Annotated in this window: 9 protein-coding genes; all 9 read right to left on the bottom strand. The window is 40.4% G+C overall.

What is annotated here, in order from left to right:
- Positions 1–128 precede the first annotated feature (128 nt).
- The 9 genes from AB1414_14540 to AB1414_14500 all read right to left on the bottom strand — a co-directional run bounded on the left by AB1414_14540 (position 129) and on the right by AB1414_14500 (position 5,136).
- A complete protein-coding gene (locus AB1414_14540) occupies positions 129–380 on the bottom strand; it encodes a hypothetical protein (GenBank protein MEW6608640.1) in 252 nt (83 codons plus the stop codon).
- Between the two features lie 254 nt (positions 381–634).
- Positions 635–1,582 (bottom strand): sodium:calcium antiporter, encoded by a 948-nt coding sequence (locus AB1414_14535; GenBank protein MEW6608639.1) that lies wholly within the window; start codon positions 1,580–1,582, stop codon positions 635–637.
- 484 nt (positions 1,583–2,066) lie between these two features.
- Entirely contained in the window at positions 2,067–2,465 is a 399-nt protein-coding gene (locus AB1414_14530; protein MEW6608638.1) for a PIN domain-containing protein, read from the bottom strand.
- Positions 2,462–2,707, bottom strand: a complete 246-nt coding sequence (locus AB1414_14525; GenBank protein ID MEW6608637.1) for a hypothetical protein — start codon at positions 2,705–2,707, stop codon at positions 2,462–2,464. The genes AB1414_14530 and AB1414_14525 overlap by 4 nt, the downstream gene beginning before the upstream one ends.
- A 528-nt stretch (positions 2,708–3,235) precedes the next feature.
- Entirely contained in the window at positions 3,236–3,658 is a 423-nt protein-coding gene (locus AB1414_14520; protein ID MEW6608636.1) for a PIN domain-containing protein, read from the bottom strand.
- The gene (locus AB1414_14515; GenBank protein ID MEW6608635.1) at positions 3,648–3,863 is read right to left on the bottom strand and encodes a hypothetical protein; all 216 of its coding nucleotides are present in this window, start codon (positions 3,861–3,863) and stop codon (positions 3,648–3,650) included. Before AB1414_14515 ends, AB1414_14520 begins: the two co-directional genes overlap by 11 nt.
- 166 nt (positions 3,864–4,029) lie before the next feature.
- Positions 4,030–4,251: a YgiT-type zinc finger protein gene (locus tag AB1414_14510; protein MEW6608634.1), complete on the bottom strand. Its 222-nt coding sequence runs from the start codon at positions 4,249–4,251 to the stop codon at positions 4,030–4,032.
- Positions 4,248–4,532, bottom strand: coding sequence for a DUF4258 domain-containing protein (locus AB1414_14505; protein ID MEW6608633.1), 285 nt, complete (start codon positions 4,530–4,532; stop codon positions 4,248–4,250). The genes AB1414_14510 and AB1414_14505 overlap by 4 nt, the downstream gene beginning before the upstream one ends.
- A 148-nt stretch (positions 4,533–4,680) precedes the next feature.
- Positions 4,681–5,136, bottom strand: coding sequence for a gamma-glutamylcyclotransferase (locus AB1414_14500; protein MEW6608632.1), 456 nt, complete (start codon positions 5,134–5,136; stop codon positions 4,681–4,683).
- Between the last annotated feature and the right edge of the window lie 323 nt (positions 5,137–5,459).

Below are 5,459 nucleotides of genomic sequence, written 5' to 3'. Positions count from 1 at the left end.
ATTTCAATTTTTTTAATAATATCTCCCTATCTCCTTAATCTCCACATCTCCTTTTGTTACACCACCTGAACGCTTACTAAAATTTGGATTCCCGCTTGCGCGGGAATGACAGGTAGAAAAACAATCTGTCAAATTATCAGCGACGGAGCACTAGTCATTTCTAATTCGTGTCTTTGCAGTTCAAGTTCAGTTTTCTGGAGAAGTATTGTAATAATCACTCCAGCTAACGCTAATCCAGAAAAAAGAGAATTGATAAATCCAAACATATCACCGAAGGTACCACGAATGGACCAATTTGGTAAAAATAACCATACAGCTAATCCACCTATCGCCCATAAAATAATTATTAATATTACGACAATAAAAATGTATCTTTTCATTTTGTGTAATTCTACCTTTTTTGTGGTTAGTCTAACGATAAAGTTCAGGTGCGGCGGGGAGAATTACCACTAAACTTTGTAAGCAAGACAAAATTTTAATAAACCTCAAACTTTTGAAAAGCAGTTACCCCCCGGTGTCCGCTGCAACGACTGGTTAGCAAAAGTTTCACTTCGCCGTATTTTTCTTTTTTTCTGGCTTACTGAATTATTGTGCATTCCACATTCCACATTCACGATCTGACCCCAATACTACCTTAAGTAATATATCCACCAGCAAAGAAAACCAAATAGAGAGTTATGAGCACCGCCCCTGCCCAGCGAGGAACCTTCTTACGCATCATAAATAGTGACACCACAATGAGTGTGATTAAGCACAAAGGAAGATAGAATCTCAAAACCTGATCGCTTACTGGAACAGGTTGCACCCAGGCAATGATCCCTGCATTGAACAAAAAGAAAGCCAGGATAGAACCAGCCACATTTCCGAAACTTATCTCTGGTCTTCCCTTCAACGCGGCTGGTAATTCTCTTGCCAACTCTTCAATACTCACCAGTAATGCCAAGATAGTCATTCCAAAGACCGTTTCGGAGAGACCAAGGCTTGCAATGATAGTCTCAGAACCGGCGACCAGCATTTCACTGCCAACGATGATTGCCGCAAGCGAGATGAGGAAAAAGCCAAACGATTTCCATCTGCTGAGTTCTTCAGCTTCTTCGAGAGTCTCAGCCACTTCTCCAGTAGGTCTGATATCGAGTCCCCTTTTACTCAATCTCAGGAGAAGGAGAATGGACAGAACAAACCCCAGGAGCAAAACTGCTCCATCTACGCGCGAGAGCTGACCATCCAATCCCAAAATACCCAGTAGAAGCACTGCCAGGATAGGCACAGCAAGCACTTGTTTCGGCGCTTGTCCAAATTCCATTGGAGCAAGCAGAGCCGTTATTCCAAAAGCGAGCGCAATAACAACCATCGCCGCGCCGATAATGGAACCCAAGGCGATGCCCGCTACTCCTTCAAAAGAAGCCACTGCTCCCAAAGCGAGATTTTCGGGGTCGAAGCCGATAAAGATAACGCTGACCAGGAAAGTCGAAATTCCAAAGCCTAAAGATGTCCCGACCGCTCCTTTGACAAGTTTCTCCGCAAAGTAGACAACCATCGCAAGTCCGACAACAAAAAGCAATATGGAAAGAACCGTATTCATCTGTTCTTATTCTCCCTTCGGTTACTACAAAAGCTACACGATGGCGGCTAACGCTGACTTCAGCGGCGGCGGGGAGAATTGCCACTAAACTTTATTAGCACAATTACCCCTTGAAATATTACAAAACTTTCAATCACGGCATAGTCCCCCGCCGTCCGCTGCAACGTTTGGTTAGGAAAAAGTTCCATTTCACCATCTTTTTCTTTTCTTCTATCTCACCGAATTATTATGCATTCCACATTCACGGTTTGCCCCTAATATCTCCTATAGGTATCCTCGACTTCTTTTTCTAAAATCTTTAGTTTTTTCTTTGACCCCACAATATAAAGTTTAAGATTACTTCTCTTTCTCCTCAAATCCCGCATAAAATGAGCGAAAGAGAACATACCTCAAATCCATGCTTCATTTCAACAGCCTGTCAATCTGCAATCCTACTTGCTCCTTTGCTAATTCTTGGCCACAATTCTTCCTTCAGCTAATTCCCCTACTCAAGCCAATTTTCTACCTTAAGGTTTTGTATACGATTAAAGTGTTCCTCGTTATTGGTAACTAATGTCAAATCGTTTGCCATAGCATAGCTGGCTATTAGAATATCGAAATCTGAAATAATCGCACCTTCCTTTTTGAGATTGGCTTTAATCTTGCCAAAATGTTCAGCTACTTTGAGAGAAGAAGAAGCAATTTCAATACTCTTCAGAAGTTTCTTGATCTTCTGGATATTTGATTCAATCCGCTGCGAATTATAGGCACCAAAGTATAATTCCGATATAGTGGGTATAGAGATAAATATCTGCGTAGGTTCTAATTCAAGAAATTTCTGTCGAATATTCTCGTTCTCATTAAGGTAATAAACATAGGTATCTGTATCCAGTAAATAATTCATAATCCATTCTCCAGGCGATCTGAATCCTTTCTGGACTTATGAATATCTCTTATAATTTCTTCCGGACTACGATTGTCTTTCCAACTTCCACATAAAGAAAGCAATTTTCTCTTTCGTTCATCTAAGTCTTTTCGATGGAAAGGTTCCAGGAATGTTACCGCCACATAATATGTTTTCTTTAGATCAATCTGTTCTAAAAGTTGAACAGTACTTCCATCATAAATTCCTTTAACTGCCAGCATCTATTTCCACCTCCATTTCTATTTTACTCTAAATTCCCCTTCCTGTCAACATAAAAAGGCATAATCTACTAAAGATACCCAAAAAAGAAGACGCTTTAGTTAATTCTTTGATGAGATTTTTCTGATTGCTTTTTTGATGTCAACATCTTTTCCATTTCCCTTATTTCAATACCTAACGATAAAGTTCAGGTGCGGCGGGGAGAATTACCACAAAAGTTCGATAGCAAGATAAAACTTTGAGAGACCACAAAACTCTGACCACGGCACAGTCCTCCGTCGTCAACTGCAACGCAGGGTTAGACAAAAGCTCTCATTCGCTGTCTTTTCCTTTTCCTCTGCCTCACCAAATTCCCATTTTCCGCTACCTTGGGCTCAGATTAAGGTAACCTTTTGAATTACACCGGGTTACGGAAAATGTCAAATTTGCCATTTTTTTGACCAAAAATGGTTCGGCGACTCGAGATCGTGGAATTAGAGCCTAACCCATTTTGAGGTAGGGAAATATGGGAACTTACTCTTTTAAAACATTCAGAATGGAATAATAACCCTTATGTCTGGAATCTTTTCAAAATCTGCTTTGTTCTCTGTTACAATTTCAATGATCCCATTCTCCTTCATACAAGCTGCGATGACAGCATCCCATAAATGAATATTATATTTAGAAACAAGATCAATAGCACTTAAAAATGTATCTACATCCCTATCAATAATCTTCCAATTATCTGATTTAAGAATATCTTCTACGATAGTTTTTGCTTCTTTAACATCAATAGGGTTCTCAACTTTTTGGGTAATAACAACAAAGAATTCCATCATATTTTGCACACAGACAATTCCTCCACCTGCTTCCCATATCTGTTTCAAAAGGTTCTTTGATGCCTCATGTTTTATTCCTTCAGAGGTATCATAAGCATATACAAGAATGTTCGTATCGATGAGCTTATCTGTCATATAGTTCCTCTCGTTTTGAATATAATTTTTTCCCAAGATAAAACCCTTGCTCAAGCAGTTTTATTTGTCTATCCTTTATTTCTTTTTGTTCATCCTTGCAAAATGTTTTTACTATAACAAGGATTTGTGTTCCCATAGGAAGTCCTATCCGTCTCTCAAGACGGATAACATCATCTTCAGCTATACCTTTATAAACATTTTTCAAAGTTTTCACCTCCTGCGTTTGAGAAGTCTAACGATAAAGTTCAGGTGCGGCGGGGAGAATTACCACTAAAGTTTGATAGCAAGATAAAACTTTGAGAGACTACAAAACTCTGACCACGGCACAGTCCCCCGCCGTCAACTGCAACGATTGGTTAGCGTTTCGTTTCCTATGCCAAAACTACTTCAACCGAGAGCATTTCTTTGATCTGATGATGACCTGATATCTTCCTGTCTATCTCATCCATGGTAGTAGCATGGAAGTATCTCTCACCACACTCTTTACAGACTTGTGCCTCAACATCTTCTATGATGTAGAGATTCCCCTTGAACCAATGGGGTTTCCTGACCTTCTTCCGAGTTGTCTCGGAATTGCAAAACTCACATTTCATTCCCATGACTCCTTTTCGTAAACTGTAATAATGATGAGCGGTCCCGTTTCTTTGAAACGACAAAGCACATGCAGGAACCTTCCGTCCATGGCAGGCCCCTCGACTCGATATCTTGTTCCTCTTGTATCGTGTGTCAACTTTTTCTGAATGAAACCTTGAAGGATGACATTTTCCACATCTCGCCGTTCAAAACTATCCTCAGCCATTTCCTCTTCCGCGTGTGCGGATAAATAATAATCGCGATTTCGCACCTTTTGACGGATTTTCTCGATAATTGACACGATTTGTTCATCCTTTCGAAAGGCTAACGCAATCGTAAGCGACATGTGGCCAAGGAGATAAAGTAAACACCACTACATGTTCCCACTCATTCTGCTTCACGAATTCGTTAGCCATTGATTTTCTATGCATTTCTGTCAATAAATAAGTCTACCCTTTATGATGTGCATACCCAAAGCTTAATATGTGCTCGATGTATTCCTTTGATATACTGTGCAACTCAGCCCCTTCAGCAATGAATCTCAAATACTCCACTGAAGGGATAAACTCTCCTTCTTTGACTGAGTTCACGAAGGTAAATGCTCTGAGAAGTGTACCTTCATCTGTTTGGACATAGACTTCAATTCTTCTATGTTTCTTCTGAGCGAGCTTTTCATGAACATCAAAGATGCCCATTGCCTCATCTGTGATTTTGTAGAGAACTCCCTCCACCTTCTTTCCCTGGGATTCTTTGAGATCAATCATAGCATGCTTCCAGTCCCCAGTTTGCGTAGAGAAGCATATGTCGTAGTCTCTCAGAATGGCTCTTCTTGCCTCCAGGATTGTGATGCCTTTTTCCCGAAGATATCCAGGATTCATATATGGACCATAAACGAACAGAAGCATATCAAAATCATGCCTTTCACCATGTGCTTACCTATAGCCTTGGCTAACGATGAGTTCAGCGGCGGCGGGGAGAATTACTACTAAAGTTTGATAGCAAGATAAAACTTTGAGAGACCACAAAACTCTGACCACGGCACAGTCCCCCGCCGTCAACTGCAACGCAGGGTTAGACAAAAGCTTTGATTCGCTGTCTTTCCCTTTTCCTCTGCCTCACCGAATTATTGTGCATTCCACATTCACGGTTTGATCGTAAAATATCTCCTTTTTATTTTCTCACACAAAGCCACAAAGAACACAAAGGTTTATTCTTTTATTCAATTCCT

It is taken from the genome of bacterium (assembly GCA_040755795.1).
In the GTDB taxonomy this organism is placed as follows: Bacteria; UBA9089; CG2-30-40-21; order CG2-30-40-21; family SBAY01; genus JBFLXS01.
This window is presented reverse-complemented; position numbering and strand designations above follow the sequence as displayed.